This is a genomic window from Sphingomonas sp. BK069 (genome assembly GCF_014193405.1).
Taxonomy (GTDB): Bacteria; Pseudomonadota; Alphaproteobacteria; order Sphingomonadales; family Sphingomonadaceae; genus Sphingomonas.
Genome location: NZ_JACHZH010000017.1, coordinates 1 through 26,416, shown reverse-complemented (window position 1 = coordinate 26,416; position 26,416 = coordinate 1). Strand labels below are relative to the sequence as shown.

At 70.5% G+C, this 26,416-nt stretch carries 26 protein-coding genes and 1 tRNA gene; 15 read left to right on the top strand and 12 right to left on the bottom strand.

Features of this window, described 5'->3' with window-relative positions; genetic code table 11:
• The first annotated feature begins 14 nt into the window (after nt 1–14).
• The 3 genes from FHY02_RS22060 (at nt 15) to FHY02_RS22050 (ending at nt 5,061) form a co-directional block, all read left to right on the top strand.
• Nucleotides 15–1,487: an efflux transporter outer membrane subunit gene (locus FHY02_RS22060; protein WP_311731914.1), complete on the top strand. Its 1,473-nt coding sequence runs from the start codon at nt 15–17 to the stop codon at nt 1,485–1,487.
• Between the two features lie 129 nt (nt 1,488–1,616).
• Nucleotides 1,617–3,710: a phosphocholine-specific phospholipase C gene (locus tag FHY02_RS22055; RefSeq protein WP_260173078.1), complete on the top strand. Its 2,094-nt coding sequence runs from the start codon at nt 1,617–1,619 to the stop codon at nt 3,708–3,710.
• A 103-nt stretch (nt 3,711–3,813) separates the two neighbouring features.
• A complete protein-coding gene (locus FHY02_RS22050; protein ID WP_183926408.1) occupies nt 3,814–5,061 on the top strand; it encodes a S41 family peptidase in 1,248 nt (415 codons plus the stop codon).
• A gap of 26 nt (nt 5,062–5,087) precedes the next feature.
• Here FHY02_RS22050 and FHY02_RS22045 read toward each other — a convergent pair.
• Nucleotides 5,088–5,177, bottom strand: a tRNA-Ser gene (locus FHY02_RS22045).
• Between the two features lie 126 nt (nt 5,178–5,303).
• On the opposite strand from FHY02_RS22045, the gene hspQ reads away from it, so the two are divergent.
• From hspQ to FHY02_RS22020, 5 genes are all read left to right on the top strand, one after another.
• Nucleotides 5,304–5,681 (top strand): heat shock protein HspQ, encoded by a 378-nt coding sequence (gene hspQ, locus FHY02_RS22040; RefSeq protein ID WP_183926405.1) that lies wholly within the window; start codon nt 5,304–5,306, stop codon nt 5,679–5,681.
• A 123-nt stretch (nt 5,682–5,804) separates the two neighbouring features.
• Nucleotides 5,805–6,101: a 50S ribosomal protein L21 gene (rplU, locus tag FHY02_RS22035; protein ID WP_132910024.1), complete on the top strand. Its 297-nt coding sequence runs from the start codon at nt 5,805–5,807 to the stop codon at nt 6,099–6,101.
• A gap of 26 nt (nt 6,102–6,127) precedes the next feature.
• Complete coding sequence (rpmA, locus tag FHY02_RS22030) at nt 6,128–6,397, top strand: 50S ribosomal protein L27 (protein WP_132910023.1); 270 nt, start codon at nt 6,128–6,130, stop codon at nt 6,395–6,397.
• Nucleotides 6,398–6,569: 172 nt separating this feature from the next.
• On the top strand, nt 6,570–7,112 hold the full coding sequence (locus FHY02_RS22025; RefSeq protein WP_183926403.1) for a GNAT family N-acetyltransferase: 543 nt from the start codon (nt 6,570–6,572) through the stop codon (nt 7,110–7,112).
• A 73-nt stretch (nt 7,113–7,185) separates the two neighbouring features.
• Nucleotides 7,186–7,785 (top strand): TetR/AcrR family transcriptional regulator, encoded by a 600-nt coding sequence (locus FHY02_RS22020; protein ID WP_183926401.1) that lies wholly within the window; start codon nt 7,186–7,188, stop codon nt 7,783–7,785.
• Between the two features lie 185 nt (nt 7,786–7,970).
• Here the strand turns inward: FHY02_RS22020 and FHY02_RS22015 are convergent, their stop codons facing one another.
• Nucleotides 7,971–8,549 carry a hypothetical protein gene (locus FHY02_RS22015; protein ID WP_183926399.1) on the bottom strand — a complete coding sequence of 193 codons (579 nt, stop codon included), beginning with the start codon at nt 8,547–8,549 and terminating at the stop codon, nt 7,971–7,973.
• Nucleotides 8,550–8,559: 10 nt separating this feature from the next.
• Nucleotides 8,560–9,708, bottom strand: coding sequence for a zinc-dependent alcohol dehydrogenase (locus tag FHY02_RS22010; protein WP_183926397.1), 1,149 nt, complete (start codon nt 9,706–9,708; stop codon nt 8,560–8,562).
• Nucleotides 9,709–9,913: 205 nt separating this feature from the next.
• On the opposite strand from FHY02_RS22010, the gene FHY02_RS22005 reads away from it, so the two are divergent.
• Complete coding sequence (locus FHY02_RS22005) at nt 9,914–10,480, top strand: hemerythrin domain-containing protein (protein WP_183926395.1); 567 nt, start codon at nt 9,914–9,916, stop codon at nt 10,478–10,480.
• Between the two features lie 63 nt (nt 10,481–10,543).
• On the opposite strand, the gene FHY02_RS22000 is transcribed toward FHY02_RS22005, so the two are convergent.
• The 3 genes from FHY02_RS22000 to FHY02_RS21990 form a co-directional block, all read right to left on the bottom strand.
• Nucleotides 10,544–10,750, bottom strand: coding sequence for a hypothetical protein (locus FHY02_RS22000; RefSeq protein WP_183926393.1), 207 nt, complete (start codon nt 10,748–10,750; stop codon nt 10,544–10,546).
• Nucleotides 10,751–10,818: 68 nt separating this feature from the next.
• On the bottom strand, nt 10,819–11,286 hold the full coding sequence (locus tag FHY02_RS21995) for a GAF domain-containing protein (RefSeq protein WP_183926391.1): 468 nt from the start codon (nt 11,284–11,286) through the stop codon (nt 10,819–10,821).
• A 17-nt stretch (nt 11,287–11,303) separates the two neighbouring features.
• Entirely contained in the window at nt 11,304–11,465 is a 162-nt protein-coding gene (locus tag FHY02_RS21990) for a hypothetical protein (RefSeq protein WP_183926388.1), read from the bottom strand.
• A gap of 232 nt (nt 11,466–11,697) precedes the next feature.
• Between FHY02_RS21990 and FHY02_RS21985 the strand changes: the two genes are divergently transcribed.
• Together FHY02_RS21985 and FHY02_RS21980 are read left to right on the top strand one after the other, a co-directional pair.
• Nucleotides 11,698–13,131, top strand: a complete 1,434-nt coding sequence (locus tag FHY02_RS21985; protein WP_183926386.1) for a carboxylesterase family protein — start codon at nt 11,698–11,700, stop codon at nt 13,129–13,131.
• 22 nt (nt 13,132–13,153) lie between these two features.
• Nucleotides 13,154–13,942, top strand: coding sequence for a ThuA domain-containing protein (locus FHY02_RS21980; protein ID WP_183926384.1), 789 nt, complete (start codon nt 13,154–13,156; stop codon nt 13,940–13,942).
• A gap of 217 nt (nt 13,943–14,159) precedes the next feature.
• Here FHY02_RS21980 and FHY02_RS21975 read toward each other — a convergent pair whose 3' ends face one another.
• Entirely contained in the window at nt 14,160–15,023 is an 864-nt protein-coding gene (locus FHY02_RS21975) for a fumarylacetoacetate hydrolase family protein (RefSeq protein ID WP_183926382.1), read from the bottom strand.
• 123 nt (nt 15,024–15,146) lie between these two features.
• On the opposite strand from FHY02_RS21975, the gene lldD reads away from it, so the two are divergent.
• The gene (gene lldD, locus FHY02_RS21970; protein WP_183926380.1) at nt 15,147–16,295 is read left to right on the top strand and encodes an FMN-dependent L-lactate dehydrogenase LldD; all 1,149 of its coding nucleotides are present in this window, start codon (nt 15,147–15,149) and stop codon (nt 16,293–16,295) included.
• A gap of 6 nt (nt 16,296–16,301) precedes the next feature.
• Here lldD and FHY02_RS21965 read toward each other — a convergent pair whose 3' ends face one another.
• Together FHY02_RS21965 and FHY02_RS21960 are read right to left on the bottom strand one after the other, a co-directional pair.
• Nucleotides 16,302–17,075 carry a hypothetical protein gene (locus FHY02_RS21965; RefSeq protein ID WP_183926378.1) on the bottom strand — a complete coding sequence of 258 codons (774 nt, stop codon included), beginning with the start codon at nt 17,073–17,075 and terminating at the stop codon, nt 16,302–16,304.
• A gap of 209 nt (nt 17,076–17,284) precedes the next feature.
• The gene (locus tag FHY02_RS21960; protein ID WP_183926375.1) at nt 17,285–18,655 is read right to left on the bottom strand and encodes a cation:proton antiporter; all 1,371 of its coding nucleotides are present in this window, start codon (nt 18,653–18,655) and stop codon (nt 17,285–17,287) included.
• 203 nt (nt 18,656–18,858) lie between these two features.
• Between FHY02_RS21960 and FHY02_RS21955 the strand changes: the two genes are divergently transcribed.
• Together FHY02_RS21955 and FHY02_RS21950 are read left to right on the top strand one after the other, a co-directional pair.
• Nucleotides 18,859–19,092: a type II toxin-antitoxin system Phd/YefM family antitoxin gene (locus tag FHY02_RS21955; protein ID WP_183926373.1), complete on the top strand. Its 234-nt coding sequence runs from the start codon at nt 18,859–18,861 to the stop codon at nt 19,090–19,092.
• Complete coding sequence (locus tag FHY02_RS21950; RefSeq protein ID WP_260173077.1) at nt 19,062–19,589, top strand: PIN domain-containing protein; 528 nt, start codon at nt 19,062–19,064, stop codon at nt 19,587–19,589. Before FHY02_RS21955 ends, FHY02_RS21950 begins: the two co-directional genes overlap by 31 nt.
• On the opposite strand, the gene FHY02_RS21945 is transcribed toward FHY02_RS21950, so the two are convergent.
• Entirely contained in the window at nt 19,564–21,096 is a 1,533-nt protein-coding gene (locus FHY02_RS21945; protein WP_183926371.1) for a tryptophan halogenase family protein, read from the bottom strand. The two genes, FHY02_RS21950 and FHY02_RS21945, sit on opposite strands and share 26 nt — an antisense overlap.
• A 233-nt stretch (nt 21,097–21,329) precedes the next feature.
• Between FHY02_RS21945 and FHY02_RS21940 the strand changes: the two genes are divergently transcribed.
• Nucleotides 21,330–22,280 carry an alpha/beta hydrolase gene (locus FHY02_RS21940; RefSeq protein WP_183926369.1) on the top strand — a complete coding sequence of 317 codons (951 nt, stop codon included), beginning with the start codon at nt 21,330–21,332 and terminating at the stop codon, nt 22,278–22,280.
• Between the two features lie 152 nt (nt 22,281–22,432).
• Here the strand turns inward: FHY02_RS21940 and FHY02_RS21935 are convergent, their stop codons facing one another.
• The gene (locus tag FHY02_RS21935) at nt 22,433–23,569 is read right to left on the bottom strand and encodes a YdcF family protein (RefSeq protein WP_311731912.1); all 1,137 of its coding nucleotides are present in this window, start codon (nt 23,567–23,569) and stop codon (nt 22,433–22,435) included.
• Nucleotides 23,566–26,004 carry a TonB-dependent receptor gene (locus FHY02_RS21930; RefSeq protein WP_183926367.1) on the bottom strand — a complete coding sequence of 813 codons (2,439 nt, stop codon included), beginning with the start codon at nt 26,002–26,004 and terminating at the stop codon, nt 23,566–23,568. The genes FHY02_RS21935 and FHY02_RS21930 overlap by 4 nt, the downstream gene beginning before the upstream one ends.
• Between the last annotated feature and the right edge of the window lie 412 nt (nt 26,005–26,416).

Genomic DNA, 26,416 nt, shown 5'->3' with positions numbered 1-26,416 from the left:
CTCATACAACGATCGTGAACCACGCGGACGGGTGGATCCCGGAACAAGTCCGGGATGACGAGGGTGGCGTATGTCTCCGTCGCGTCCTCACCACCGCCCGCCTCGCCACGCTCGCCGCGCTCCTCGCCACCGCGGCCTGCTCGGTCGCGCCCGATTACGTCCGCCCGGCGACCCCCGCGCCCGCCGCGTACAAGGAGGCGGAGGGCTGGCAGGCGGCCGGCACCGACGTCGCTCCCGCCGGCAAGTGGTGGGAGGCGTTCGCCGACCCCGTTCTCACCGGGCTCGAGGAGCGGGTCGTCGCCGGCAACCAGGATCTCGCCGCCGCGATCGCGCGCTACGACCAGGCGCGCGCGGTCGCCCGCCAGGCGCGGTCGGATCTCTTCCCCGAGGTCGGTGTCTCCGCCGACGTCAGCCGCGACCGCGTCTCCGCGGGCCGGCCGCTCGCGCTCGGCAGCGCCGCGCCCTACACCGTTGGCACGGTCGGCGCCTCGCTCGCCTATGAGCTCGACCTGTTCGGTCGCGTGCGCAACTCGGTGCGCGCCAGCCGCGCCGACGTCGCCGCGAGCGAAGCCGACGTCGCAGCGGTGACGCTCGGGCTCCAGGCGCAGCTCGCCAGCATCTATTTCGACATGCGCGGGCTCGACGCACGCATCGTGCTGCTGCGCCAGACGGTCGAGGCGAACGCGCGCGCCTACCAGCTCACCGACACGCGCCACAGCGGCGGCATCGCCTCGGGTATCGACGTCAGCCGCGCGCAGAACCTGCTCTCCAGCGCGCGCGCCGAGCTGTCCGCGGTCGGGGTGGCGCGGCAGCGCGACGAGCATGCCATCGCGGTGCTGCTCGGCGAGGCGCCCGCCGGCTTCACGCTCGCGGTCGAGGATCGCCAGCTCGCGCCGCCCCCGATCCCCGCCGGCCTGCCCTCGACCTTGCTCGAGCGCCGCCCCGACATCGCCGCGGCGGAGCGGCGCGTCGCCGCCGCCAACGCGCGGATCGGCGTGGCGCGCTCGGCGCTGTTCCCCAGCGTCACGCTCGGCGCCGCAGGTGGGTTCGAGGCGGCGCGCGGCTCGCTGCTGAGCGCGTCCAACGGTTTCTGGGCGCTGGGCCCGCTCTCCGCGGCGCTGGCGATCTTCGACGGCGGGCGTCGCCGCGCCGGCGTGCAGCGCGCGCGCGGCGAGTATGACGAGGCGGCGGCGTCGTACCGCCAGACCGTGCTCACCGCCTTCCGCGAGGTGGAGGACGCGCTCGCCAGTCAGCGGCTGCTCGCCGCGCAGGAGCGCGATCAGCGCGCTGCGGCCGAGGCGGCGGAGCACACGCGCGAGCTGGCGCTGATCCGCTACCGCGACGGCGCGGCGGACTATCTCGAGGTGGTCACCGCGCAGACCGCGGCGCTCGACGCCGAGCGCGCGCTGCTGACGGTGCGCAGCCAGCAGCTCCAGACCGCGACCGACCTGATCCGCGCGCTCGGCGGGGGTGTCGCGGCGGGCTGAGCCGCGCTGTCATCGTCGTGCCGTATGGCGCGGGTAGGCGGCGGCGAGTAAGCTCCTCCCCTTCAAGGGAGGGGGATGATGTGCGCTTCGCCCCTTTCGTGTGGACGAGGCGGCAGAGAGGAGCACGCCATGCCGCCGATGCAGGACCGCCGCAGCTTCATCCGCGGCATGATGGCCTCCGCCGGCGCCGCGGCGGCGCTGACTCCCTCGATCGCGCGCGCGCTCGAACTGCCCGGACGACACCGCACCGGCACGCTGCGCGACGTCGATCATGTCGTGGTCCTCACCCAGGAGAATCGCGCCTTCGACCATTATTTCGGCGCGATGCGCGGCGTGCGCGGGTTCGGCGACCGATTCGCCGCGCCGGCGCCGCCGCTACCCGGTGCGCCGAACCGCACCGTGCTGCTCCAGCCCAACGAGCATCCCGGCGCGTCGCCCGCGCTGCTCGCACCGTTCCGGCTCGACACCGCGACCGACTTCCGCCTCTACCGCCCGCTCGGCACGCCGCACGGCTTCACCGACAGCCAGGCGGCGTGGGACAACGGGCGGATGGGCGCCTGGACCGCGGCCAAGCACAACCACGCGCTGGCGCATTTCACGCGCGCGGACCTGCCGTTCCAATATGCGCTCGCCGAGGCCTTCACGCTGTGTGACGCCTATCACAGCGCGATGCACCTGAGCACCAACCCCAACCGGCTGTACATCTGGTCGGGGACGCACGATCCGCTCGCGCGCGCCGGCGGCCCCGCGATCGACAACGGCTATGACAGCCTCGAGGCCGATCCGCTCAAGCATGGCGGCTATCGCTGGACCACCTATCCCGAGCGGCTGATGGCGGCGGGAGTGAGCTTTCAGATCTACCAGGACATGGCGGACAATTTCACCGACAACCCGCTCGTCGGCTTCCACGCTTACCGCCGCGCGCAGACCGCCGCCGACGAGGCCGCGGCGCTGCTCGCCCGCCGCACCACGACGACCCGCACGCTCGACGACCTGCGCCAGGACGTGCGCGACGGGCGCCTGCCCGCGATATCGTGGATCATCGCGCCCGAGGCGGCGTCGGAGCACCCCAGCGTGTCCACCCCGCTGCAGGGCGGCGACTACACCGCGCGCGTGCTCGACGCGCTCACCGCCAACCCCGACGTGTGGGCGCGCACCGCGCTGCTGATCAACTTCGACGAGAATGACGGCCTGTTCGACCATGTTCCCCCGCCGGCGCCGCCCGCGCGGGTCGACGGCCGCGCGGTCGGCGCCAGCGACGTGCCCGCCGACGACGAATATCACGTCCACTGCCGCGCGCCCGAGGACGCTGCCTACCGCGACCGCCCCTACGGCCTCGGCATGCGCGTGCCCATGTATGTCGTCTCGCCGTGGAGCCGCGGCGGCTATGTCGCCTCCGAGGTGTTCGACCACACCAGCATCCTGCGTTTTCTGGAGGCGCGCTTCGGCGTGCGCGAGCCCAATATCAGCGCGTGGCGCCGCGCGGTGTGCGGTGATCTCACCTCCTGCTTCGACTTTGCCGCGCCCGACACGATCCGTTTCATGGGCGCGTTGCCCGCCACCGCGGCACTGTGCGAGCGCGCGGCACAACTCAAGGGGGTCGCGCCGCCGCTGCCCGCCGTCGCGGCGGCGCCGCTGCAGGAGCGCGGCGTGCGGCGACGGCGCGCGACGCCTTATGCGCTCGACGCGCGGTTGCGCGCCGGCGACACGCCCGCGCTGCTGCTCGTCAACCGCTCGACCGAGCGCGCCGCGGTATTCCACGTCTACGACGTGAGCCGGCTCGACGCGGTGCCCGCGCGCTACACCGTCGCCGCGGGGAATGTGCTCGCGCACGCGCTGCCGGCGGGCGCGGCGGACCTGTTCGTGCTCGGGCCGGACGGCTTCCACCGACGCCTCACCGGGAAGGGCGACCGGTTCTCTTCACATCTCTCGGATGGTGGTGCCGCGCCGGCGCTGATCCTGGACAATCTGTCGACCGCGCCGCAGCGGATCGCAATGGCCGACTGCGCATACGGCAGCTCGCCGGAGTCGTTCGTTCTCGCGCCGGGGGAGACGCGCCGCATCGCGCTCGACCTCGCGACCAGCCATGGCTGGTACGATCGTCAGTTCACGACGGACGGGCAGGTGTGGCGCATGGCGGGCCATGTCGAGGACGGGCGTGAGTCCTTATCCGATCCCGCCGCCGGGGGCGCCGGTCCGCTGCGACTGGCGACGGTGATCTGACCGGTGCTGTCACGCGTGCGGCTGCGCTGCCGCGCGGCGAAGCACGGGAGGGCGCGCCACGATGATGCTTGCGCCGGGCCGAGCGGGAACGAAGGATAAGGCGATGAGATACGCGCCACTGACCGCCTGCGCGGCAGCCCTGCTCCTGAGTCAGCCCAGTCCGATCAGCGCACAGCAGCCGTCGTCGGCGCCGGTGCGCTTCGACGCGGCCGGTGCCTGGACCGCATTCGATAGGCTACTGCGGGAGAATTACGGTTATCGGGATCGTCCCGGGATCGACGGCGACGCGATCCTGACGGCCTTCGCCGAGCGCGCCAGAGCGGCGAAGACCGACAAGGATTTCATCGACGTCCTCCAGCTCGTCGCGCGCAATTTCGCGGATCCGCATTTCGTCGTAGGCCCGCTCGACGCGGACGATTGGTCAGTGGTACCCACCGCCTCCGACCTGTTCGGCGTCGTCGACGGGGCTCGCTTCATGATCGAGGACGTGCGCGCGGACGGCGACGCCGCGGCCAAAGGCCTGCGTCCGGACATGGCGGTCGTCCGGATCGACGGCCAGTCACCACGTCGCGCGATCGAAGAGGTCACCGGGCGCGCCTTTACCGATCTCAGCGCACCACAGATCGCGTTCGCGTTCAACGTCGCGCTGGCGGGGCACCGCGGGCGGCGACGCATGGTGGAGGTGACGGATGGCGGTCGCCGGCGGCGCTTCGAGCTGGCTGCCACCAACGACCTCGCCGACCGCATCGCCGGTGGACCCTTGCTCAAGGTGGCGCGGCGGGGCAGCCTCGGCATCATCCGCATCAACAATTCGCTGGGCGACCAGGCGCTGATCGATCAATTCGGCCGCGCGCTCGACACGCTGAGCGACACGTCCGCGCTGTTGATCGACCTGCGCGATACGCCCAGCGGCGGCAACACCAGCGTGGCACGCGGCATCATGGGCCATTTCGTGGATCATGAGCTGCCGTATCAGAAGCATGTCGTGCCCTATGAGGCGCGGGTGCTCGGGCCGACGCGGACATTCATGGAATATGTCGCACCGTTCGGGCGGCGATACAGCGGCAAGGTCTATGTCGCGGGCGGTCATTGGACGGGCAGCATGGGGGAGGGGCTGATGATCGGCTTCGACGCGATCGGCGCCACCACCATGGGCACCGACATGGCGCATCTGCTCGGCGCGCTGAGCAACGAGACCATCCAAGCCTCCGCCGCGCGAATCGACATCGGCACCGAACAGCTGTTCACCGTGGCGGGCCTACCGCGCGAGCGCTTCCAGCCGCAGGTCTATGTCCCGCGTGTGGAACGAACCCCGGCGGGTGATCCGATCCTCGCCGCGCTGCGCCGGTAGGCGGGGGTGCTTTATGTCAGAGAAGGTGGCGGAGAGGGTGGGATTCGAACCCACGGTACCCGTGAGGGCACAACGGTTTTCGAGACCGTCCCAATCGACCACTCTGGCACCTCTCCGCGGAGGACACCGGGGCCTGCGAGAGGCGCGCCGGCGGCGATCGAGCGGCGCCCCTAGCCCGGTCGCGGGGCAGACGCAAGCGTGTCTGTTGTTGTGCGCGCCGATTTCCGCACTAGATTGTAGCGATGACCAGCGAACACACGATCATCGCTCAGGCCGAGGCGCCGGTGGCGCCCCCGATCGCGCACGCGCGCTTCTCGATCGGCGACGTGGTGCGCCACCGCATGCTCGATTTCCGCGGCGTGATCTTCGACGTCGATCCCGTCTTCGCCAACAGCGAGGAATGGTATAACTCGATCCCCGAGGATTTCCGCCCGAGCAAGGACCAGCCCTTCTATCACCTGCTCGCGGAGAACATGGAGTCGAGCTACGTCGCCTACGTCAGCCAGCAGAACCTGGTGCACGACGACAGCGATGAGCCGATCGACCATCCCGCGATCGCCGGCCTGTTCGATCGGCTGGACGGCGGCCGTTACGGGCTGAAGCGCCAGCACCGCCACTGACGCCGCGGCTTCGTCGATCGGTCACGGAATCGGTTGACAGGCCGGAAGGCTTCGCATAGCTCGCACGCTTCTCTCGCAGGGTACGCCCTCGCGAGCTATGAAATTTGGGAAGTGACAAGAGCCATGTTCGCAGTCGTGCGCACGGGCGGCAAGCAGTATCGCGTCGCCGCCGGAGACAAGATCGTCGTCGAGAAGATCGAGGGCGAAGCCGGTGCGTCGGTGACGCTGGGTGACGTGCTGCTCGCGGGCGAGGGCGCGGATCTCAAGTCGGTCGACGGCCTCACCGTCGCGGCGGAGATCGTCGCCCAGGCCAAGGGCGAGAAGGTGATCGTCTTCAAGAAGCGTCGCCGCCACAATTATCGTCGTCGCAACGGCCATCGCCAGAACCACACGATCCTTAAGATCGTGTCGGTCGGCTGATCCCGTAGCGCGCAGGAGCAAGAGCAATGGCACATAAGAAAGCAGGCGGTTCGTCGCGCAACGGTCGTGATTCGGCCGGCCGTCGTCTCGGCGTGAAGAAGTTCGGCGGTCAGGAAGCGATCGCGGGCAACATCCTCGTGCGCCAGCGCGGCACCAAGTTCTACCCGGGTCGCAACGTCGGCATCGGCAAGGACCACACCCTCTTCGCGCTCGTCGACGGCCGCGTGGTGTTCCACGAGGGCAAGCTCGGCCGTAAATTCTGCTCGGTCGATATTATGGCGGCCGCGGCCGAGTAACATCGGGCAACCAACCGGGTTGCCCACCAGGGCGACCCGGGGTTCCGCAGCACGGAACCCAGCCAACAAGGGAGACGGGTCGCCCCGGCTCCCTTTTTTCATGCTCCCTCGCCCCAGCGTGTCGCGCCACCGTCATCCGGTTGTGGCAGCGGCCCGAACAAGGAGACGGAGCATGTTCGCGTTGACGCCGAGACTCACCCTCAGGCCGGGCTGGCTCGAGGACGCCCCTGCGCTGGCGCGAGCGATCGCGCACGAGGCGGTGGTGTCGCGGCTGGCGCGCGTGCCCTGGCCCTATGCCGAGGAGGACGCGGCTGCCTTTCTCTCACTGCAGCCGCACCCGCGCGAGCCGCGTTTCCTGATCGCAGAGCGCTCTGGCGCCTATCGTCTGGTCGGCGGCGTCGGGCTGCATCGCGGCGAGCGCGGCGGGGTGGAGCTGGGCTATTGGCTCACGCCCGAGGTGTGGGGACGCGGCTATGCCACCGAGGCGGGGCGCGCAGTGCTCGACATCGCGCGCCATGCGCTGGGACTGACGCGGGTCGACTCGCACCACCATGCCGACAACCCGGGCTCCGGGCGCGTGCTGCGCAAGCTCGGCTTCGTCGAGTGCGGGCGCTCACGCCGGTACGCGCTGGCGCGCGACGCCGAGGTGGAGTGCGTCGACTATACGCTCGACCTCGCCGTCGATCCCGCGCGAGCCATGCCGATCGCGGCCTGATCGCCGGTTGCTTTCGGCGCGGAAGCGGGCACAAGGGCAGCAACATTCCGCAATCTCGACAGGTCACGATCCGATGCCGCGGGCGACCGCTGCCCTTCCCCGCCGGCGGCTGACGCCCGAGGCGTCGCGCGACGCGGCGCTGGAGGCGGCGCGCGTGCTGCTGCTGGAGGATGGCCCGCAGGCGGTCACGCTCAAGGCGGTGGCCGGGCGGGTCGGGCGCACCCACGCCAACCTGCTCCACCATTTCGGCTCCGCCGACGGACTGCAGCAGGCGCTGATCGAGCGGATGGCGGCGGCGATCGTCGCGACGATCCGCGACGCGGTGCGCCGCTCGCGCGCCGAGCGCGACCCGGCCGAGCTGGTCGACGTGGTGTTCGATGCCTTCGGCGCGGGCGGGGCGGGGGCGCTGGCGAGCTGGATGATCCTCACCGGCAACCGCGACGCGCTCGATCCCGTGCTCACCGCGATCCACGACCTGGTCGAGGAGCTGGCCCGCGACGAGGAGCGGCCCGACGCGCCGATCCGCGACGAGACGCTCCAGCTGGTGCTGGCGGCGCTCGGCGACGCACTGCTGGGTGCGGCGATGGCGCGCGCGCTGGAGCTTCCGCGCGGCCGCGCGCGCGAGCTGGCGGGCCGCATGCTGCTGCGCGATCGGGGGGTGGTGGAAGAATAGGGTTCGTCGGGTCGGAATGACGCCCGTGCCTGTGCTCCTGCGAACGCAGCAGCCCAGGCTCGGCCACGGTATCGATCGTTGTTCTGCTTGACCCCGGGTTCCGCCTCTCGCCGGAACTCGGCCACAAGACGCGTGAGTTGAGCAGTCCGGTGACGAGATCTGACGGAGCGCGCGCTCTCTGGCGCTCAGTCGCCTGCGCCGCCAACGTCCCGGTGCGAGGAAGCAGGCAGCAGCACCGTCCGCTTCGCCGCTGCGCGTTCGCGCCGCACGTTCGCGGCGATTGCCCCACCCACCGCGATCGTCCCTGCCGCAAGCGCCCATCGCGTGACGAGCCGCTCGCGATCGTGCCGCCACGCCGCGCCCACGCCCATCTCCGCCGGCACGTTGGGCAACGTGCCACGCGACAGATCCTCCACCACGCCCTCGACCACGTCGACCCGGTCGGCACCGAGCAGGATCAGCCAGTGCAGCCAGTTCGACTCGCTCCAGCGGAAGGCGAGGCGCCGCATCGCGCCGCTCACCCCACGCGGCGGCACCGAGGTGCCGACCACCGCCGGCTGGCGGATGTGCTCGATCGACTGCAGGATCTCGACGTCGGGCTGCTGCACCGGCGGGCGATCCCAGCGGCGCGTCAGCCCGTGATCGCGCGACTGGTCGCGGATCGGGTAGGTCGGGTCGTTGCGCGCGTCGGCGTCGACGCCCCAGCCAAGGATCGTCGCGGGGTCGGCGAGAGCGGGGCTCAGCGTCTTGGGGGTGCGCTCCATGATGTGGTCCTCAGCCGGCATGCGGCACCAGCACGGGCTTGATGCAGCCGTCCAGTTTGTTGGCGAACAGGTGGTAGGCGTCGGCTACGTCGCTGAGCGGCACACGGTGCGTGATCAGCGCCTTGGGGTCGATACGCCCGGCGCGGACGTGCTCGATCAGCCGCGGCAGCAGCCGCTTGACCGAGGCCTGGTTGGCGCGGATCGTGATGCCCTTGTTCACGACATTGCCGATCGGGACCATGTTGCCGGTCGGGCCGTAGACGCCAACGACCGAGACGATCCCGCCCTTCTTCACCGAATTGATCGCCCAGTGCAGCGGAATCGCCGAGCCGGCCTCCAGCTTCAGCTTGGTGCCGAACAGCCAATGCCAGGCGTTGCCCCGCGCATCGCCGCCGACCGCGTCGATCGCGACATCGGCGCCGAGGCCGTCGGTCGTCTTCTTGAGGAACACGACGACGTCGTCGAGCTCCTTGAAATTGTACACCTCGGCCGGCCCATAGGTGCGGACGAAGTCCAGCCGGTAGTCGTACATGTCGAGCACGATCACGCGCCCCGCGCCGAACAGCCAGGCGGCGCGCGCGGCCATGATGCCGACCGGGCCGGCGCCGAAGATCACGACCGTGTCGCCCTTCTGGATTCCGCCCATCTCGGCGGCCTGATAGCCGGTCGGCACGACATCGGTGAGCAGCACCGCGTCGTCCGGATCCATCCAGTCGGGGATCTTCGTCGGGCCGACGTCGGCGTAGGGCACGCGGACATATTCGGCCTGCCCCCCGTCATAACCGCCCGCCGTGTGCGAATAGCCGAAGATGCCGCCGACGGCGGTCGCCTGCGGGTTCGACTCGTGGCAGTTGCCGTACAGACCCTGCTGGCAGAAGTGGCAGTGACCGCAGGCGATGTTGAACGGCACCAGCACATGGTCGCCCGGGGCGAGGTTCTCCACCTCCGCGCCGACCTCCTCGACCACGCCGCAGAACTCGTGGCCGAAGGTGCTGCCGACGCGCGTGTCGGGCACCATGCCGTGGTAGAGGTGCAGGTCCGATCCACAGATGCATGAGCGCGTGACGCGCACGATCGCGTCGCGCGGGTGAAGGATGCGAGGCATCGGCTTCTCGGTGAGACGGACCCGGTAGGGCCCGCGATAGTCCATCGCCAGCATTCATGTTCCCCATGAGGCGGCCGAGGTCGCCGTGGGCCCAGCTAACGCGCTATTTTTTATGCTGGTTCCTCTTGTCGTGCAGCGCAGGCGGAGCTTGCCAACCTCGATCAGTCACTTTCCGGGCCAACGCGGCGGCCGATCACTTCTCGCGTCGGAACAGCTACTTAGCGCCGTCGTTCCAGCGCGACCAGCAGGAGCGAGAGCGATGACGACGACGAGCGACGCACAGGCCGCACGCGGCCGGACCCTGGCCCTGACCGCCGCGATCGGCGTGGCCGCGGGATTGGCCGCCAATCTGCTGCGCAAGGCCGCGGTGCAGGCGCCGACCGTCTTCGCTGGCCCATGGGACGAGGCGCTGGCCGCCGAACATGCCGCCGCGCTCAAGCTGTTCGACGCGCTGGAGAAGACCGACGAGAAGGCCACCAAGCGGCGCACCTTGCTGCTCGCGCAGCTCAAGCACGCGATCGCCAAGCACGCCTTCCAGGAAGAGAATGTCGTCTACGCCGAGATGCGTGACCACGGCCTCACCGAGGGTGCAGACCAGCTCAACCACGAGCACGGCTATGTGAAGCAGTATTTCTTCGAGCTGGGCGCGATGGCCAAGGATGATCCCGCCTGGCTGCCCAAGCTGCGCGCGTTCCGCGCGATGATCGAGGAGCATATGCGCGAGGAGGAAGACGAGCTGTTTCCCTCGTTGCGTGCGCAGCTCAGCGACGAGCAGAACCGCTCGGTGACCGCGGCGATGAACCGCGAGGGGCTGATCCTGGCCTGAGGGCGCTCGCCTGACGCGATTACCGCCGCCTCCCCCTCGCGGGAGACGGCGGTGATCAGGTGTCTATTCGCCGACGACGCCGCGCCCGGCGACCTTCTCATAGCCCGAGAGCTCGTCGCCCACCGCCACCTTGGCGGCGAGGTCATCCGCACGGGCGCGGTCCTTGGCGGCGCGCTTGGGGTCGTCCTTGTCCGCGTCCGGATCGGCGGCGCCGACGTTGGGACTGTTCGGCACGTACAGGACGGGCTGTTCCTCGCGTTCGTCTGACATGATCGTCTCCTTCACCATCCCAACGCGTCGCGCCGCGGCGGGTGCCAGAAGGTTCGGACCGGCCGCGCCTAGAGCGCCATGATCCGTTCGGCGTGGCGGGCCAGATGAGTCAGGTCGTAGACGTCAAACAGGCCGAGCCGCGGTCGCGTGTCGGCGACGCACAGCGCCCCCAGCGCAAAGCCGGCGTGATCGACCAGCGGCACACCCGCGTAGAAGCGGATGTGCGGATGTCCCAGCACCGACGGGTTGGCGAGGAAGCGGCGATCATCACGCGCGTCGGCGACGATCATCGGCTCGCCCGGGCGCAGGATGGTGTGGCCGCAGAAGGACTCGGCGCGCGGGCCCTCGTCTCCGTCGATGCCGACGCGGGCGGCCAGCCACTGCCGCGACCGGTCCACCACCGAGATCACCGCGATCGGCGCGCGCGCCAGCCGCGCCGCTTCCTCGACGATCCGCTGGAGCTCGGGGTTGCGCGGGCGCGTGACGATGCCGCACGCATCCACCGCGCGCTGGCGCAGCGGCTCGTTCAGCGGCATCGGAGCGGCGATGCCCATCAGATCACCACGTCGGCGCTGGGGCGGGGCGGGAAGCGCAGCTTGGCCTCCACCTCGCGCATGTAGCGCTCCACTTCCTGCGCGGCGCGTATATCGGTCAGCGAGCCCGCGATGCGCGCCGCCACTTCCAGCTCGTTCTTGAGCTTGCGCGGATCATCCACGGCAGCTCTCCTATCGCTGTGTTTGTGACAGACGATCTGTCATAAAAGTCCTAACAGAGTCTTAAGGCCACGGTTAACGACGCGGTAACCACCACGCTAAGTGCCTCGCGAAGCGACGGGCTTGTCGTGATCGAGGCGGTCGGTCGCGGTGGCGCCAGTTGACGTCGCCGCCGCGGCGGGGAAGGTAGGGTGCGCGCCGGGCAAGATCCGGCCGCGAAGGGGAGGAAGACGGATGACCAAGCCGATCGCCGCGGCGCTGGCCGCGCTGCTCATCGCCGCGCCGGCGCTGGCGCAGCAGGGCATGACGGTCAGTACCGACGCCGGTCCTGTCCGGGGCGCGGTGAGCGACGGCATCGCGAGCTGGAAGGGCATCCCCTTCGCCGCGTCACCGGTGGGTGCGCTGCGCTGGCGGGCGCCGCAGCCGGCGGCGCACTGGACGACGGCCCGCGACGCGACACGCTACGCGGCCGACTGCATGCAGCTGCCGTTCCCCAGCGACGCCGCGCCGCTCGGCACCACGCCGTCCGAGGACTGCCTCTACGTCAATGTCTGGAAGCCGGCCGCCGCCAAGGGCAAGCTGCCGGTGCTGGTGTGGATCTACGGCGGCGGCTTCGTCAACGGCGGCGCCTCGCCGCCCACCTATGCCGGTGCCAACATGGCCCGGCGCGGCGTGCTGTTCGTCAGCTTCAACTACCGGCTCGGCCGATTCGGCAGCTTCGCGCTGCCGCAGCTGAGCCAGGCCAACGCCGACGCCGGCCGGCTCGGGAATTACGGCACGATGGACCAGATCGCGGCGCTGCAATGGGTCAAACGCAACATCGCCGCTTTCGGCGGGGATCCTTCCAAGGTGACGATCGTCGGCGAGAGCGCGGGCGGCATGTCGGTGCACCAGCTCGTCACCTCGCCGCTGGCGCGCGGGCTGTTCCACCAGGCTTTCGCCATGTCGGGCGGTGACGGTCACCCGGACCCGAGCGGCAAGGCGCTGGCCGACGCGGAGCGGGTCGGCGCCAACTTCGCACGCGCCAAGGGCATCGACCCCGATGCGCCTGACGCGCTCGAGCGGCTGCGCGCGCTGCCGGGCGAGCAGGTGGTCGACGGGCTCAACCTTGCCTCGATGGCGCCGCGTGACCCCGCCGCGCCGACCTACTCGGGGCCCTTCATCGACGGCAAGGTGGTGGTCGACATGGGCGCCGCCTATGATCAGGACCGGTTCGCGCGCGTGCCGATGCTGATCGGCGCCACCAGCGCCGACATCGGCGGGCGCACCGGCTATATGGTCGCGGGCGGGCGCGATGCCGCCGCGCGGCTCGCCGACAAGGGCGTGCCGGTGTGGTCGTATCGCTTCTCCTATGTCGCGAGCGCGATCGGCAAGCCCGGCGCGCAGCACGCCACCGACATCCCCTTCTTCTTCGACAATGCCGCGATCAAATATGGCGCGCAGACCAGCCCGCGCGACGTCGCGATGGGGCATGCCATGGCGCAGTATCTCGCCAACTTCGTCAAGACAGGTGATCCCAACGGCGCCGGCCTGCCGCGCTGGCCGCGCTACGATCGCGCCGCCGACACGATCGCGGACTTCGCCGCCGACGGGAAGACGGTGGTGGCGCGCGACCCGTGGGGCGCCGAGATCGACCAGGCACGCACGGCCGCGACGCCGGCGCGATAACGTTTAGCACAGGAGAGATGGGATGCGACTGATCGCGATGCTCGGGGCGCTGGCACTGGCGCAGGCCGCCCCCGACCCGCACCTGCCGGCGCCGACGCTCGACACGAGCCCGCCGACGCTGCCCGCCGGGATCGAGCGCGGCGTGCTGATCGTCAGCAAGACCAACGGCTGGCGGCATTTCGAGCATATCCCGCACTCGAACGAGGTGCTCGCCGACATCGCGCGCGGCCTCGGCCGGAAGAGCTTCCAGACAGAGAACGGCGCGGTCTTCAACGACGAGGCGCTCAAGCACTTCTCGGTGGTGGTGCTCAACAGCGCCTCGGGCGAGTTCCTGACCCCCGAGCAGCAGGCCGCGTTCCAGCGCTTCGTCGCGCGCGGCGGCGGGGTGGTCGCGCTCCACGCCGCGGGCGACAACAGCCACAAGTCGCCCTGGTACGTCGACACGATCATCGGCACCGAGTTCATCGGCCATCCCAACGGGGCCGATCACATCCAGCGCGCGACGATCCTGGTCGACCAGCCGCGCCACCCGGTGATGGCGGGGGTGAAGCTGCCCTGGACCTCGAGCGACGAATGGTATTCGTTCAGCGGCGACCCCAGCCAGCATGGCATGACCGTGCTCGCCCGCGTCGACGAGGCGAGCTACCGCACCGGAGACAAGCTGCGCATGGGCAAGCACCCGATCATGTGGGTCAACCCGCGTGCCAAGGGGCATGTCTTCTTCTCGGCGCTGGGCCATGACGCGGCCAATTACGATGATCCCAACTACCGGCGCGTGCTGACCAACGCGATCCGCTGGGCGGCGAAATAGCGGGACGGCGGAGCGTCGCGGGCGTCGCGGCGCTCTTTGCGCAGCTTCTTGTTCTGACCCGGCGGCCGGGATGGCGCGTCATCCCGAACCCCGGCGAGAGTTGCTGAACCCCCATCATCTTCCGTCATCCCGGACCTGTTCCGGGATGACGGATCGATTCGCGCGCCGCTTGTGCTCCCGCGCACGCGGGAGCCCGGAGCGGCAGGGTGCTCGGACCTTAGCCGATCGCCTCGCGCGACCAGGCGACGAACTCCTGGCGCTGCTCGCCGAGCTTCTCGATGCCGAGCTCGACCACGTCGCCGGCCTTGAGGTACCACGGCTCCGGCTTCTGGCCGAGGCCGACGCCCGGCGGCGTGCCGGTGGTGATGATGTCGCCCGGCTCCAGCGTCATGAACTGCGAGCAGTAAGCGACGATCTGCGCGACGGTGAAGATCATCGTCGACGTCGACCCGTCCTGCACGCGCTGCCCGTTGACCGACAGCCACAGGCCGAGCTGCTGCGGGTCACCCACCTCGTCGGCGGTGACGAGCCACGGCCCGACCGGACCGAAGGTGGGGAAGCCCTTGCCCTTGTCCCAGGTCGGCCCGCGCTCCTGCTGCCAGTGGCGCTCGGACACGTCGTTGACGACGAGATAGCCGGCGACATGGTCGAGCGCGTCGGCCTCCTCGACATAGCTGGCGCGCGTGCCGATCACGACGCCGAGCTCGACCTCCCAGTCGGTCTTCCTGCTATCGCGCGGGATCACCACCGGGTCGTTGGCGCCATGAAGGCAGTTGACCCACTTGTTGAAGACCACCGGCTCGGCCGGGATCGGCAGGTTCGACTCGGCGGCATGGTCGGCATAATTGAGCCCGATCGCGATGAACTTCTGCGAACCCGCGACCGGCACGCCGTAGCGCGGCGTGCCTGCCACCAGCGGCAGCGTCGCGGGATCGAGCGCGGCGAGGCGCGCGAGCGCGGCGGGGGCGAGCTCGTCGCCGGTCAGGTCGGCGACCACGCCCGACAGGTCGCGCAGCGCGCCGTCGGCGTCGACCAGCGCGGGCTTCTCGGCGTCCTTCGCACCGTAGCGGCAGAGTTTCATCGTGATCACCTCGAGGGCTGGAGGAAGCGGTTCGGGCACGCGGGACGTTGCCATCCGCCGCCAGTGGATGCAGGTTGCACCTATGCGCTACAGCGCGCCACCGCCTTCGTGAACCCGAACCCCATGACAATCGTCGCTTCCACCCTCGATTTCCGCGCGCTCGCGCGGCGCCGACTGCCGCCTTTCCTGTTTGAATATATCGACGGCGGGTCGTACAGCGAGACGACGCTGCGGCGGAACGTCGCCGATCTCGAGACGATCGCGCTGCGCCAGCGCGTGCTGCGCGACATCGGCACGCTCGATCCCTCAACCGAGCTGTTCGGCCAGCGCATGGCGCTGCCGGTGGCGCTCGCGCCGATCGGGCTGGCGGGCATGAACGCGCGCCGCGGCGAGGTGCAGGCGGCGCGCGCGGCGGAGAGAGCGGGGGTGCCCTTCTGCCTCTCGACCGTCTCGGCCTGCCCGATCGACGAGGTGGCGCGCGGCACGACGCGGCCCTTCTGGTTCCAGCTCTACATGATCCGCGACCGCGGCTTCATGCGCGACCTGCTCGCCCAGGCGCGCGCGGCGGGGTGCAGCGCGCTGGTGTTCACGGTGGACATGCCGGTGCCGGGCTCGCGCTACCGCGACTATCGCTCGGGGCTGGCGGGGGCGAGCGGCTGGCGCGGCGCGGCGCGGCGCTTCGGCCAGGCGCTGCGGCACCCGCGCTGGGCGTGGGACGTCGGCGTCCACGGCCGCCCGCACCATCTCGGCAACGTCGCGCCGGTGCTCGGCAACTCCAGCGGGCTGGAGGATTTCCTCGGCTGGATGCGCGACAATTTCGACCCGACCGTGACGTGGCGCGACCTCGACTGGGTGCGCCAAGAATGGGAGGGGCCGCTGATCCTCAAGGGCGTTCTCGACGCCGAGGACGCGCGCGAGGCGGCGGCGCTCGGCGCGGACGGGCTGGTGGTGTCCAACCACGGTGGCCGCCAGCTCGACGGCACGCCCTCGACCGTGCGCGCCTTGCCCGCGATCGCGGCGGCGGTGGGGGACCGGCTCACCGTGCTGGCGGACGGTGGCGTGCGCACCGGGCTCGACGTCGTGCGGATGCTCGCGCTCGGCGCGCGCGGCGTGCTGCTCGGCCGCGCCTGGGCCTATGCGCTCGCCGCGGGCGGCGAGGCGGGGGTGGCGCGCATGCTCGCGCTGATCGAGGCCGAGATGCGCGTCGCGATGGCGCTCACTGGCTGCACCGACGTCGCCGCGATCGGGCCGGACGTGCTCGTGCGTGACTGAGCGCGGTCAGCGCGCCGGCGCGACGGGCGTCAGGCGCGCGCAGACGGGCACGTGACGGCTGAGCGCAACTCCGGCTGGCACCTGCCCGACCTGGATCACGCTGCGGCTCTCATAGTCGGAGAGGAAGAGGCGTTCGCCGTCGACGTAGAGCAACCGCGCGCGCCCGATCAGCACCGGATAGACACAGCGCTGTCCCCACGGCGTGGCGAACAGCGCCGCCGCGCGGGCCGGGGTGCTGACGCCGAAGGGAGACGCCGCCTCTCCGAGCGCGACCAGTCCGATCGTCGCGCTGAAGCACAGCAGGAACCAGCCGAGCGGGCGGACCCGCGCCCGCATCACCGTCTCGCTCCGGGTCAGCTGCGCCGCCGCCAGCGCGACGATGATCAAGGTCGCGAACACCGCGATGAGCAGCTGGAACACGCCGTCCACCGAGGCGATGGCATAAGCGCAGAAGGCGATGCCGATGATCTCGGCGGCGAAGACGCTGGAGCGGGGCGCCCGCTCGGCCAGGCCGCGGGTCAGCGATGCCGAGATCGGCCAGACCAGCGTCGCCGCGATCACCCATACCGCCGCGAGGATCAGCAGCGTCGGGCCGAGATTGAGCCAGCCGGCGGTCGCCACCTCGGTGAGGTCGAACGCACCGAGGCCCGCGACGCCGGCTGGCGCGAACGCGCCGAGGCTCAGCAGCACGCCACCGAGATAGTAGAGGATCGGCAGCGCCGCGACGATCGGTGCGACCCATTGCAGCAGCCGCCGCGACTTGCGTGCGACGCCCCTCACCACGGGCGCCTCTCGCCGATCGCGGGCAGGGAGAGCGAGAGGGGAGGGCATTGCATGGCGGCGGTGTCGCCGTGCCCTCGTCCTGCTTCAAGATTAAGGCCGCGCTAGTCCTGCACCCCTGCCGCGCCGCCATGGCCTAGCCCGTTGCGCCGCCTTATCTTCCGTGCCGCCGACGCCTGACCCAACGTGGCGAGCTTCGAGGCGCAGCCTCAGCCCGCCTCGGCGTAGCTTCGGTCGAGTCGCGCCAGCTCGCCGCTCTTGCGACCGCGGCGGCCGTAGAAGAGCTCGAACAGCGGGCTCGCCATCATCGTCGTCACGATCGCCATCAGCACCAGCATCGAGAACAGCGTCGGGCCGATGATCCCCTTCTGCAGCCCGATGTTGATGATGATCAGCTCCATGAGCCCGCGCGAGTTCATCAGCGCACCGATGCCGAGCGCGGTGCGATTGTCCTCGCCCGACAGCCGCGCGGCGAGATAGCAGGCGCCGCCCTTGGCGATCACCGAGGCGGCCAGCACGCCCAGCGCGATCAGCAGCAGCTCGACCGAGTTGACCATGTCCATCCGCGTGTTCAGCCCCGAATAGGTGAAGAACATCGGCAGCAGCAGCACCACCGTCAGCGGCTCGAGCTTGCGCTTGATCTCGGCGGTGAGCAGCCCGCGCGGCATCACCGCGCCGAGGATGAAGCCGCCGAAGATCGCGTGGATGCCGATCACGTCCATCAGGAAGGCGGAGCAGCAGAAGGCGATCATCACGATTGCGAAGCTGGTGAGGCTCAGCTCGACCTCGCGCTCGACCTTGCGCGCCAGCGGGGCGAGCAGCCGCGGCCCCGCGAGCACCACGAACAGCGCCCATAGCAGCCCGCCGCCGATCGCCAGGATCGCCACGCCCGCGCCGCCGCCGAAGGTGGCGAGCACCAGCGCCAGGACGCACCACGAGCAGGCGTCGTCGAACGCGCCGGCGGTGAGCGAGAGCGTGCCGAGCGAACTGTCCGCCAGCCCGCGCTCGTTGATGATCCGCGCCAGCATGGGGAAGGCGGTGAGCGCGATGCAGGCACCGAGGAACAGCGTCGCATTGGCCTGGCTGATCCCGCGCGCGAACAGTCCGGGCACGCCGAGCAGCAAGGGGGTGATCAGCACCGCGATCAGGAACGGCGCCGCGATCCCCGCCATCGACACGAACGAGGCACTGCGCGCCTTGGTGCGGAAATGGTCGAGCCGCAGCGTGGTGCCGACCAGAAACATGTAGAGCCCCACGCCCAGCTGCGCGCCGGCGTAGAGCACGTTCTTCGTCTCTTTAGGGAAGATCGCACCCTGCAGGCCGGGGAAGAGCAGCCCGAGCAGCGAGGGCCCGAGCACCACGCCCGCGATCATCTCGCCCACTACCTGCGGCTGGCCGAGCAGCTTCTGGCCGAGCCAGCCGACCACCCGGCAGGCCACCAGGATCACCGCGAGCTGGAGGAAGAAGTGGATCGAGAAATCGCCCGGCGCGTAGCTGTGCGCCGCCGCCGAGGTGGCGGGCCCATGCGGCTCGAGCACGTTCGCCACCGTCGTCCCTAGGCTTGCCAGCCAGTCGCTCATCCTGTCCTCCCCCCGGCGGGCACGCGCCCGCTCTCGCCGTGCGGAGAAGAGGCCGGTGTGGCCGCACGCGCAAGGCATAGCGTGCGCCGTCGCCGCGATTTTCCGGCAACGAGCGGGAAGCGTTGCGGCGTGGCCACGATGTAGTAACGTGCCTACGTCGCTCGCTGCCTTCGAACCAACCTGCGACGGGAAGAGGTAGGCTCATGCGCACGCTTTCCAGCCGCGCGTTCAACCAGGACGTCAGCCAGGCCAAGCGACTCGCCGCGCAGGAGCCCGTCCTCATCACCGATCGCGGCCGGCCGACCCATGTCCTGCTCAGCTTCGAGTCGTTTCGGCAGCTCGCTGGCCAGGGAGACACGCTCGCCGACCAGCTCGCCGCGCCCGAGCCGGTGACGGTCGAGCCCGATTGGCGCGCGATCACGCGCTGGGCGCGCTGATGCACCTGCTCGACACCGAGCTGGTCTGGGCGTTGCGCGGCGCCAAGGCGGGCACGTGCGACCCGGCAGTGGCAGCCTGGGCGGCGGCACAGGCGCGCACTGCCCTGTTCGTCTCGGCGCTGACGCTCGGTGAGCTGGTCACCGCGGCGGTGCAGATCGAGCGCGTCGACAAGGCCGCCGCCACCGCGGCGCGCGGCTGGGCAGAGGAGATCGTGCCGCGTGCCTTCGACGGGCGCGTGCTCGCGGTCGATGCCGCGGTGGCGCGTCGTGCCGCCGCGTTGGGCTATGCCGAGCCGCGCGACGCGCTGCTCGCCGCGACCGCGCTGGAGCACCGGCTCGCGATCGCGACGTCGCATCCGGGGCGCTATCGTGGGAGCAAGGTGCGCACCATCGACCCGTGGCGCTACGTGCCGGGCGTGAGCGAGGAGGCGCTCGACTGGCGCGAGGCCGCGCGCGGCGGACCGCTGTGGCTCAGGAGCCTGTTCGCGCGGGGCTGAGCGCGGTGCCGGCGAGCTGCTCGACCAGGGCGCGGTGCGGCGGCAGCTCGCGCGCGGCGCGCTCGCCATAGGCGCGGACCCGCGCGAACAGCCGCTCGGCGCGCGCGGCGGCGGCGGCGTCGGCCGCGCCTGCGTCGGTGGCGAAGCCCATGCCGTAGAGGATGTACTGATAGTTGAAGTGGGCGAAGGTCTCGCTCTCGAGCTGGAAGTCGAAGCGGCTCGGCGTGCGGTGCCGCCACTGCTCGAGCCAGGCGGCGAGCCGCGGCGGCAGCGTCGCGGGATCGGCGTTGTCGCGCCAGAACGGCTCGGGGCGGCGGCTGAGACAATAATGCAGCTTCAGGAAAGCGGCGATGTTCTCGTAGCGCTCGGCCATCAGCGCGTTGAACCGCGCCGCGCCGCGATCAACGGGCCCGCGTGGCGGCAGCAGCTCGGCGATCATCGCGGCGGCGGCCTCGATCAGCACCACGCCGGTCGACTCGAGTGGCTCGAGGAACCCGCCTGCCAGGCCGACCGCGACGCAATTGCCGATCCAGGCGCGCTCCTGCCAGCCCGGCGCGAAGGCGATGCGGCGCGGGGCGAGCTCGGCCAGGTCGCGGCCGAGATAGTGCGCGAGGACCGCCTCGGCGCCCGCGTCGTCGAGGTAGCGGCTGGCATAGACGCAGCCGATCCCGCGCGCGCCGGCCAGCCCGATGTCCCACAGCCACCCGGCGGCGTGCGCGGTGGCGACGGTGGCGCTCTCGATCGGCGCGTCGGGCGCGGCGTAAGGCAGCTTGCAGGTCAGCGCGCGATCGGTGAACAGCTGGTCGGCGACCGAGTGGAAGCGCGCGCCCGGCAGGCGCCCGATCAGCTCGGCGCGGAACCCTGTACAGTCGACGTACAGGTCGGCGGTGAGCGTGCCGGAGTCGCTCTCGACCCGCGCGATCGTGCCATCCTCGGCGAGCACCAGGTCGTGGAGCCGGCCGCTCAGGTGCCGGACTCCCAGCGTGCGCGCCCGCTCTGCCAGTAGCGCGGCCAGGCGCACCGCGTCGAAGTGGAAGGCGTAGGTGAGCGGCCCGGTAAAGTCGCCCTCGCCGGGCTGTTTGGGCGCGCGGCGCGCGGCGGCGACCTGGTGCTGGATCGTCACCGCCTCGGCGAACGGCGCGCGTACCGTCTCGTCGTGCCGCAGCCAGTCGGCGACGAGGCCGGGTTCGGGCTGGAAGGGCGCGTCGAAGGGGTGGAAGTAGCTGTGCGGCGCGCCGTCATGGTCGGGCTGCCAGCCGGTGAAGCGCACGCCCTGTTTGAAGGTGGCGCCAGCCGCGCGGACGAAGGCGGCCTCGTCGATGCCGAGGAAGCGCAGCGTCTCGCGGATCGTCGGGAAGGTGCCCTCGCCGACGCCGATCGTGCCGATCTCGGGCGATTCGAGCAGCGTCACCGCCACGCCCGCGCCGAGCGCGCGCGCCAGATAGGCGGCGGTGAGCCACCCGGCGGTTCCGCCGCCGACGATCAGCACGTGGCGCTGGTGCGACATCGCACGGGCTTAGCGCAACGCGGGGGTGGGTGTCAGCCGCGGTGATGGCGGGGGTAGCGCGGCGCGCGTCTACGGGCGCGGTCAACCGCCTATCCTGCCGTCATCCTGGCCTTCGCCGGGATGACAGGGGTTCGGAAGGCGCCGCAAGCCGCAGCCACAAGGGGGCTTACACCGCTAGACTCTCGCAACATCTCAGCATAGCGTTCGTGTTAACGATAACATGGGAGAGAGACATGCACCGTTCCACGAGAGCGATCTCAAGCCTGCGGCTAAGCCTGATCGTGGCGCTGGCGCTGGCCACCACCCTCAGCCTTCCCGCCGCGGCGCAGGATGACGCAATGACGCCGATCGCCACGCCGGCGCAGCAGGGAGCGCTACCGCTCGGCACCGGCGCGCTGCCCGGTGCCAGCGTGAAGGAGTCCTGGTTCCGCCAATATGGCAGTACCTTCACCCGCAACGTCACCGAGGCGACGCTCACGCCCTTCCTGCCCGATCCGGCACGCGCCAGCGGCGCGGCGGTGATCGTGGCGCCGGGCGGCGGCTTTCGCACGCTGTCGATGGACAACGAGGGCTATGACGTGGCGCGCGCGCTCGCCGCGCGCGGTGTCGCGGCCTTCGTGCTCAAGTACCGGCTCAACCAGACGCCGGCCGAGATGAACGCCTTCGCCGAGTCGATGCGCGCGATGTTCTCGGGCACCGCGGCGCGCCCGCCGCGCCCCGATGCCGCGACCATGGCGACCCAGCTGGCGCCGCAGCTCGCCGACTCGCGCGCCGCCTTCGCGCTGGTGCGACGCCGAGCCGCCGAGTGGCACGTGGACCCGAGCAAGGTCGGCATGGTCGGCTTCTCGGCGGGCGCGATGCTGACGCTGGCGACGACGCTGACGCCGAGCGACGCCAAGCCCGCCTTCATCGGTACGATCTACGGCCCGCTCACCGGCGTGACGGTGCCGGCGGGGGCGCCGCCGCTGTTCGTCGCGCTGGCGGCGGACGATCCCTTCTTCGCCAACGGCGGCTTCGGGCTGATCGAGCGCTGGCGCGAGGCCAAGCGACCGGTCGAGTTCCACTTGTACGAGCAGGGCGGTCACGGCTTCGGCATGTACCCCAAGACGACGACCAGCACCGGCTGGTTCGACGCCTTCGCGCGCTGGCTGACGATGCACGGCATGATCAAGGCGGTCGGCTAGCGTCTGACCCCGCTCATCTGAAGCGGCAGCGTGCTCCGGCGAACGCCGGAGCTCAGGGAGTCCGACGCTTCGGCCTGCCGCGCTGGTCTGGGCTCCCGCGTGCGCGGGAGCACGGGTCGGCTTGGATGAATCAGCCTCTGGGGACGCCCGGGTCAGGGATCGAGCGGGTCGAGCGGGTCGACGCGGAGCGACTCGCGCGCCGGGCGGAACTCGATCGTCCTGGGCGAGCGGCGCGAGCCGATCGCGCCCGGCAGATAGCCCAGCTCGCGCCGGTTACGCTCGGCGAAAGCGGCGCCCTCGATGTAGCGGCTCTGCTCGGGGTTGCAGACGATCAGCGCGGGGCGGTTGAGCGGGGCGCCGAGCGCGACCAGCTCGCGCGTCGCGTCGCGTAGGTTGGTGGTGGTGTGGCGGGCATAGGGTTCAAGCACGATCGCCTCCGCGGGCACGCCGTAGCGTTCGATCAGCGCGCGGCGCATCTCCACCGCCTCGGTGAAGCGGGTCGCGCGCGGGTGGGCGCGACCGCCGCTCACGATGATCAGCGCGGCGTCGCCCGCGGCATAGCGCTCGGCGGCGAGCCGGACGTGATACTGGCCGCCGGGGCTCAGCGGCATGTCGGGCACCTCGGGGCCGACGCCCGTGACGATCAGCGCGGTGTAGCGATAGTGCGACCAGTCGAGCGTCCGGGTGCGGCGGCGGGCGGCGGCGTCGAGGATGGCGTCATCGCGGACCGCGTCGGTCCGGTCGTTGGTCTGGAGCAGCGCCAGCGCGAGCTCGACGCCGGGGTCCAGCGCGCCGGCGCGCGGGGTGGCGGCGAGCGCCACCGCCGCACGCAGCCGCGTCTTCGCCTCGGCGCTGTCGGGGGGGACCTCGGGTCCGTCGATCGCCGGGTAGCGCGGTACGACGCCTAACGCATACGTGTCGAGGATCGCGGTGACGCCGCGCAGCTCGCGACCGAGCTGCGCCGCCGCGCCATCGTCGGCCACGGCGGGGGAGGCGGTGGCTCGCGGGGCGGCCGCAGCGGCGAGCGAGTCGATCTCCGCCGCTTCCCAGCGTGACGCGCGCGCGACGCAGGCGGCATCGTCGCCGCAGGCGCTTACCCGCGCGGCCCGAGCGCGACGCAGCGGCTCGGGCACCGCGCCCGCGCCGGGCCGTGCGAGCAGCGGGAACAGCCGCACCGCGAGCGCCTCGCTCGCGCGGTCGCGCACCGGCGCCGCGGAGGCGCGCGCCGGTGCGCCCGCGACGAGCGGGACCGCCGCCGCGAGCAGCAGCGCGACCGCGCGCGCGCTCACCACGAGCGGGTCACCACCAGCCGCACGTTGCGCCCGAAGATCGGGCGGCCATAGATGGCGTTGGCGGTGCCCTGGCCGCTGAGATTGTCGGTGCGCGTGTTGCCCTCCGTCAGCCCCTTGGCGTTGGTGAGATTGTCGCCGACCACCTGCACCTGCCAGTCGCCCCGCGTCGCGGTCACGCCCGCGCCGAAGGTGGAATAAGACGGCAGCGCGGTGTTGTTGTAGATGTCGACGTAGCGCTTCCCCATGTAGTTCCAGCGGCCGTACAGGTCGACGTCGGTGTCGCCGGCGGCGAAGCGGAAGGTCGGGCGCAGGTTGCCGTAGACCTTGGGCTCGCGCACGATCTGCTTGCCCTCGGCGGCCTGCGGGTCGGCGCCGGTGCTGCTGCGGAAGTTGCGATATTCGGGGCTGCTCACCGTCAGCGCGGCGTTGAGCTGGAACCAGTCGGTCGCCTTGAGCAGGCCGTCGAGCTCGACCCCCTTGATCTGCGCCTCGCCGATGAAGGGCACGTTGACGTCGTTGCGCCCGGTAGTGGGGTCGAAGGCGAGGAACGAGGCGTTGAGCGGGTCGAAGTTGGTGTAGAAGCCGGTGGCGTAGAGGTAGGAGCCGCCCGACTGGAGCTTGACGCCGACCTCATACTGGTCGGCCTTGGTGGTGATGATGGTCGGGTTGATCGTGTAGGTCACCTGCATCGACGGCGGCGTCTCGAGGTGCGAGGCGCGCGCGTAGATGCCGAAATGGCGGGTGAAGTCGTAGTTCACGCCCGCGGTCCAGTTGGTGATGTTGGGCTTGAGCGTGCGGTTGGTGATGGTGCCGGTGAAGCCGCGCGTGGTGTTGTCCGCCAGCGTGGTCGGATCGCCGAGATTGTACTGCGCGGTGTTGGCGGCATAGCCGGCATAGTCGTAGCGCTCGTGGCGAATGCCTGCGTCGACCCGCAGCCCGCGCACGACCTCCCAGGTGTCGTTGGCGTAGACCGCGACCATCTTGGCGTCGGCGTCGCCCTTGGTGAGCGTCGCGGCATAGTTGAGCGCGCCACTGTCGGTGACGCGGCCGAGGACGGCGCCCGTCGCGGAGTAAGCGACCAGGTCGAGCGTGCGCGGCTTGCCTGCCACCTCGATCAGATAGTTCTGGTAGATCGACTCGGCACTGGCGCCATAGGCGCTGGCATAGACGCCGACCTTGAGGTCGTGCCGCCCGATCGCGGTGTCGAACGCGCGCGCGACGCTGAAGTCGCCCTGCGCCGAGTAGAAGCGCGAGTGGATATCGCGATACTGGCCCTGCACCACCAGCCCGGAGGCTGCATAGGGGTCGTAGACCGTGCTGGACCCGGCGAGCACATAGCCCATCGACGCGACCGGCCCGAAGGCGGTGCGTGAGGCGGCGAGGTAGGAGTTGGCGAAGGTTGCGCCGTCGCTCGGGTTGGTGGTGGAGTAGAAAGCGGTGAAGTCGAGCCGGCCCTTGGTGAAGCCCGCCTTGGCGGAGATCAGCCAGTCGCCGAGGTCGGTGTCATACTGCACGCCGGCGTTGAACATCTGCATGTGGCGCCCGGTGGAGAGGTCGCTCGAGCGGCCCTGGATCACGCCGGCGCCGTCGCGGTATTTCAGGTTCACGTCACGCAGCGCGGGCGAGTTCATCGTGCCGCTGAAATAATCGATGTAGCGATCGAGCGAGCGGCTCGGGTCGCGCGGGTCCGCGGTCGGGATCGGCAGGTAGAAGACGTTGTGGTCGTTGACGTAGTTGGTGCTGACCTTGAGCGTGCCGGTGCCCGTGTCATGGGTCAGGTTGGCGCGGATCTGGCCGCCGCGGTCGTTGGGGAAGCCGTTGTCGCGATAGCCGTCGTGGTAGCGCAGGAAGCCGCCGATCGCGTAGTGCGTGCTGTCGTCTAGCTTGCCCGACTGGACCGCGTCGAGCCGGTACAGCCCGGTGTCACCGAGCGTCACGCGTGCCTTCCCGCGCGACTCGTCGCGCCCGGTCACGGTGACCGCATTGACGATCGCGCCCGAGTAGCTGGCGTAGACCGGGGCGGGGCCGCCGCGCACCACCTCGAGCCGCTCGGTCATCAGGTCCGGGCGGATCAGCGCGTCGCCGCGGAAGAAGAAGCCGTCATTCTCGTGGAACAGCGGCAGGCCGTCCTGCTGGAAGCTGACGAAGCCGCCGTCGTTGGGAAGGCCGCGGATGCGGTAGATGTTCTGCACCTCGCCGCCGGTCGACTCGGTCTGGAAGCCGGGCAGCTGGCCGATCAGGTCGGCGGTGTTGAGCGGCGCGATGCGCTGGATCTCCTCCTGCGACACCGAGTTGATCGCGTAGGAGACGTCGAAGCGGCGCTCGGCGCGGGTCGAGCCGGTGACGATGATATCGTCCGCCGCGGTATCGGCGCCCTGCGGCGCCGCCGCCTCCTGCGCCAGCGCGGCGGGCGCCGCCAGACAGATGGCCATAGCGGCCGTGCAAGCGAGCACGTGCTTTTTCACGATAAGTCCCCAGTATGTCGTTGGTGCGGCGTTTGGCCGTTGCGGCGGGGCTAGGTGCGGCTGGTGACGGTCCGGTGACAATCCGGCGTCGTCTCAGTTACATGGGATCGGTTCCGCCACCCTCGCACTTTTTTGCATTTTCTCGTTGACGGCATGTTGGACCGCCCATATAAGCCGACTTCTCGACGGGGCGGGCCACTCGCTGGAACGCCCCATCGGTCAGCGCTAGATCAGGTGCCAGCGTCGCTCCGGTAAAAGGGAGTGTGACGGGGCGCCGGTTTTTCGCGGCTCTTTGACATTGTAGGTTGAGATGAAGGGACATGTGGACGGTGGTCTGCGGGTCTTGTGCATGCAAGGTGCACGAGGGTCGTTAGCAGAC

Excerpts from the sequence above, each read along its gene's own strand:
- FHY02_RS22055 (WP_260173078.1), top strand. The coding sequence starts at position 1,617 with ATGCCGCCGATGCAGGACCGCCGCAGCTTCATCCGCGGCATGATGGCC.
- FHY02_RS22050 (WP_183926408.1), top strand. The coding sequence starts at position 3,814 with ATGAGATACGCGCCACTGACCGCCTGCGCGGCAGCCCTGCTCCTGAGT.
- hspQ (WP_183926405.1), top strand. The coding sequence starts at position 5,304 with ATGACCAGCGAACACACGATCATCGCTCAGGCCGAGGCGCCGGTGGCG.
- rplU (WP_132910024.1), top strand. The coding sequence starts at position 5,805 with ATGTTCGCAGTCGTGCGCACGGGCGGCAAGCAGTATCGCGTCGCCGCC.
- rpmA (WP_132910023.1), top strand. The coding sequence starts at position 6,128 with ATGGCACATAAGAAAGCAGGCGGTTCGTCGCGCAACGGTCGTGATTCG.
- FHY02_RS22025 (WP_183926403.1), top strand. The coding sequence starts at position 6,570 with ATGTTCGCGTTGACGCCGAGACTCACCCTCAGGCCGGGCTGGCTCGAG.
- FHY02_RS22020 (WP_183926401.1), top strand. The coding sequence starts at position 7,186 with ATGCCGCGGGCGACCGCTGCCCTTCCCCGCCGGCGGCTGACGCCCGAG.
- FHY02_RS22015 (WP_183926399.1), bottom strand. The coding sequence starts at position 8,549 with ATGGAGCGCACCCCCAAGACGCTGAGCCCCGCTCTCGCCGACCCCGCG.
- FHY02_RS22010 (WP_183926397.1), bottom strand. The coding sequence starts at position 9,708 with ATGCTGGCGATGGACTATCGCGGGCCCTACCGGGTCCGTCTCACCGAG.
- FHY02_RS22005 (WP_183926395.1), top strand. The coding sequence starts at position 9,914 with ATGACGACGACGAGCGACGCACAGGCCGCACGCGGCCGGACCCTGGCC.
- FHY02_RS22000 (WP_183926393.1), bottom strand. The coding sequence starts at position 10,750 with ATGTCAGACGAACGCGAGGAACAGCCCGTCCTGTACGTGCCGAACAGT.
- FHY02_RS21995 (WP_183926391.1), bottom strand. The coding sequence starts at position 11,286 with ATGCCGCTGAACGAGCCGCTGCGCCAGCGCGCGGTGGATGCGTGCGGC.
- FHY02_RS21985 (WP_183926386.1), top strand. The coding sequence starts at position 11,698 with ATGACCAAGCCGATCGCCGCGGCGCTGGCCGCGCTGCTCATCGCCGCG.
- FHY02_RS21980 (WP_183926384.1), top strand. The coding sequence starts at position 13,154 with ATGCGACTGATCGCGATGCTCGGGGCGCTGGCACTGGCGCAGGCCGCC.
- FHY02_RS21975 (WP_183926382.1), bottom strand. The coding sequence starts at position 15,023 with ATGAAACTCTGCCGCTACGGTGCGAAGGACGCCGAGAAGCCCGCGCTG.
- lldD (WP_183926380.1), top strand. The coding sequence starts at position 15,147 with ATGACAATCGTCGCTTCCACCCTCGATTTCCGCGCGCTCGCGCGGCGC.
- FHY02_RS21960 (WP_183926375.1), bottom strand. The coding sequence starts at position 18,655 with ATGAGCGACTGGCTGGCAAGCCTAGGGACGACGGTGGCGAACGTGCTC.
- FHY02_RS21955 (WP_183926373.1), top strand. The coding sequence starts at position 18,859 with ATGCGCACGCTTTCCAGCCGCGCGTTCAACCAGGACGTCAGCCAGGCC.
- FHY02_RS21945 (WP_183926371.1), bottom strand. The coding sequence starts at position 21,096 with ATGTCGCACCAGCGCCACGTGCTGATCGTCGGCGGCGGAACCGCCGGG.
- FHY02_RS21940 (WP_183926369.1), top strand. The coding sequence starts at position 21,330 with ATGCACCGTTCCACGAGAGCGATCTCAAGCCTGCGGCTAAGCCTGATC.
- FHY02_RS21930 (WP_183926367.1), bottom strand. The coding sequence starts at position 26,004 with ATGGCCATCTGTCTGGCGGCGCCCGCCGCGCTGGCGCAGGAGGCGGCG.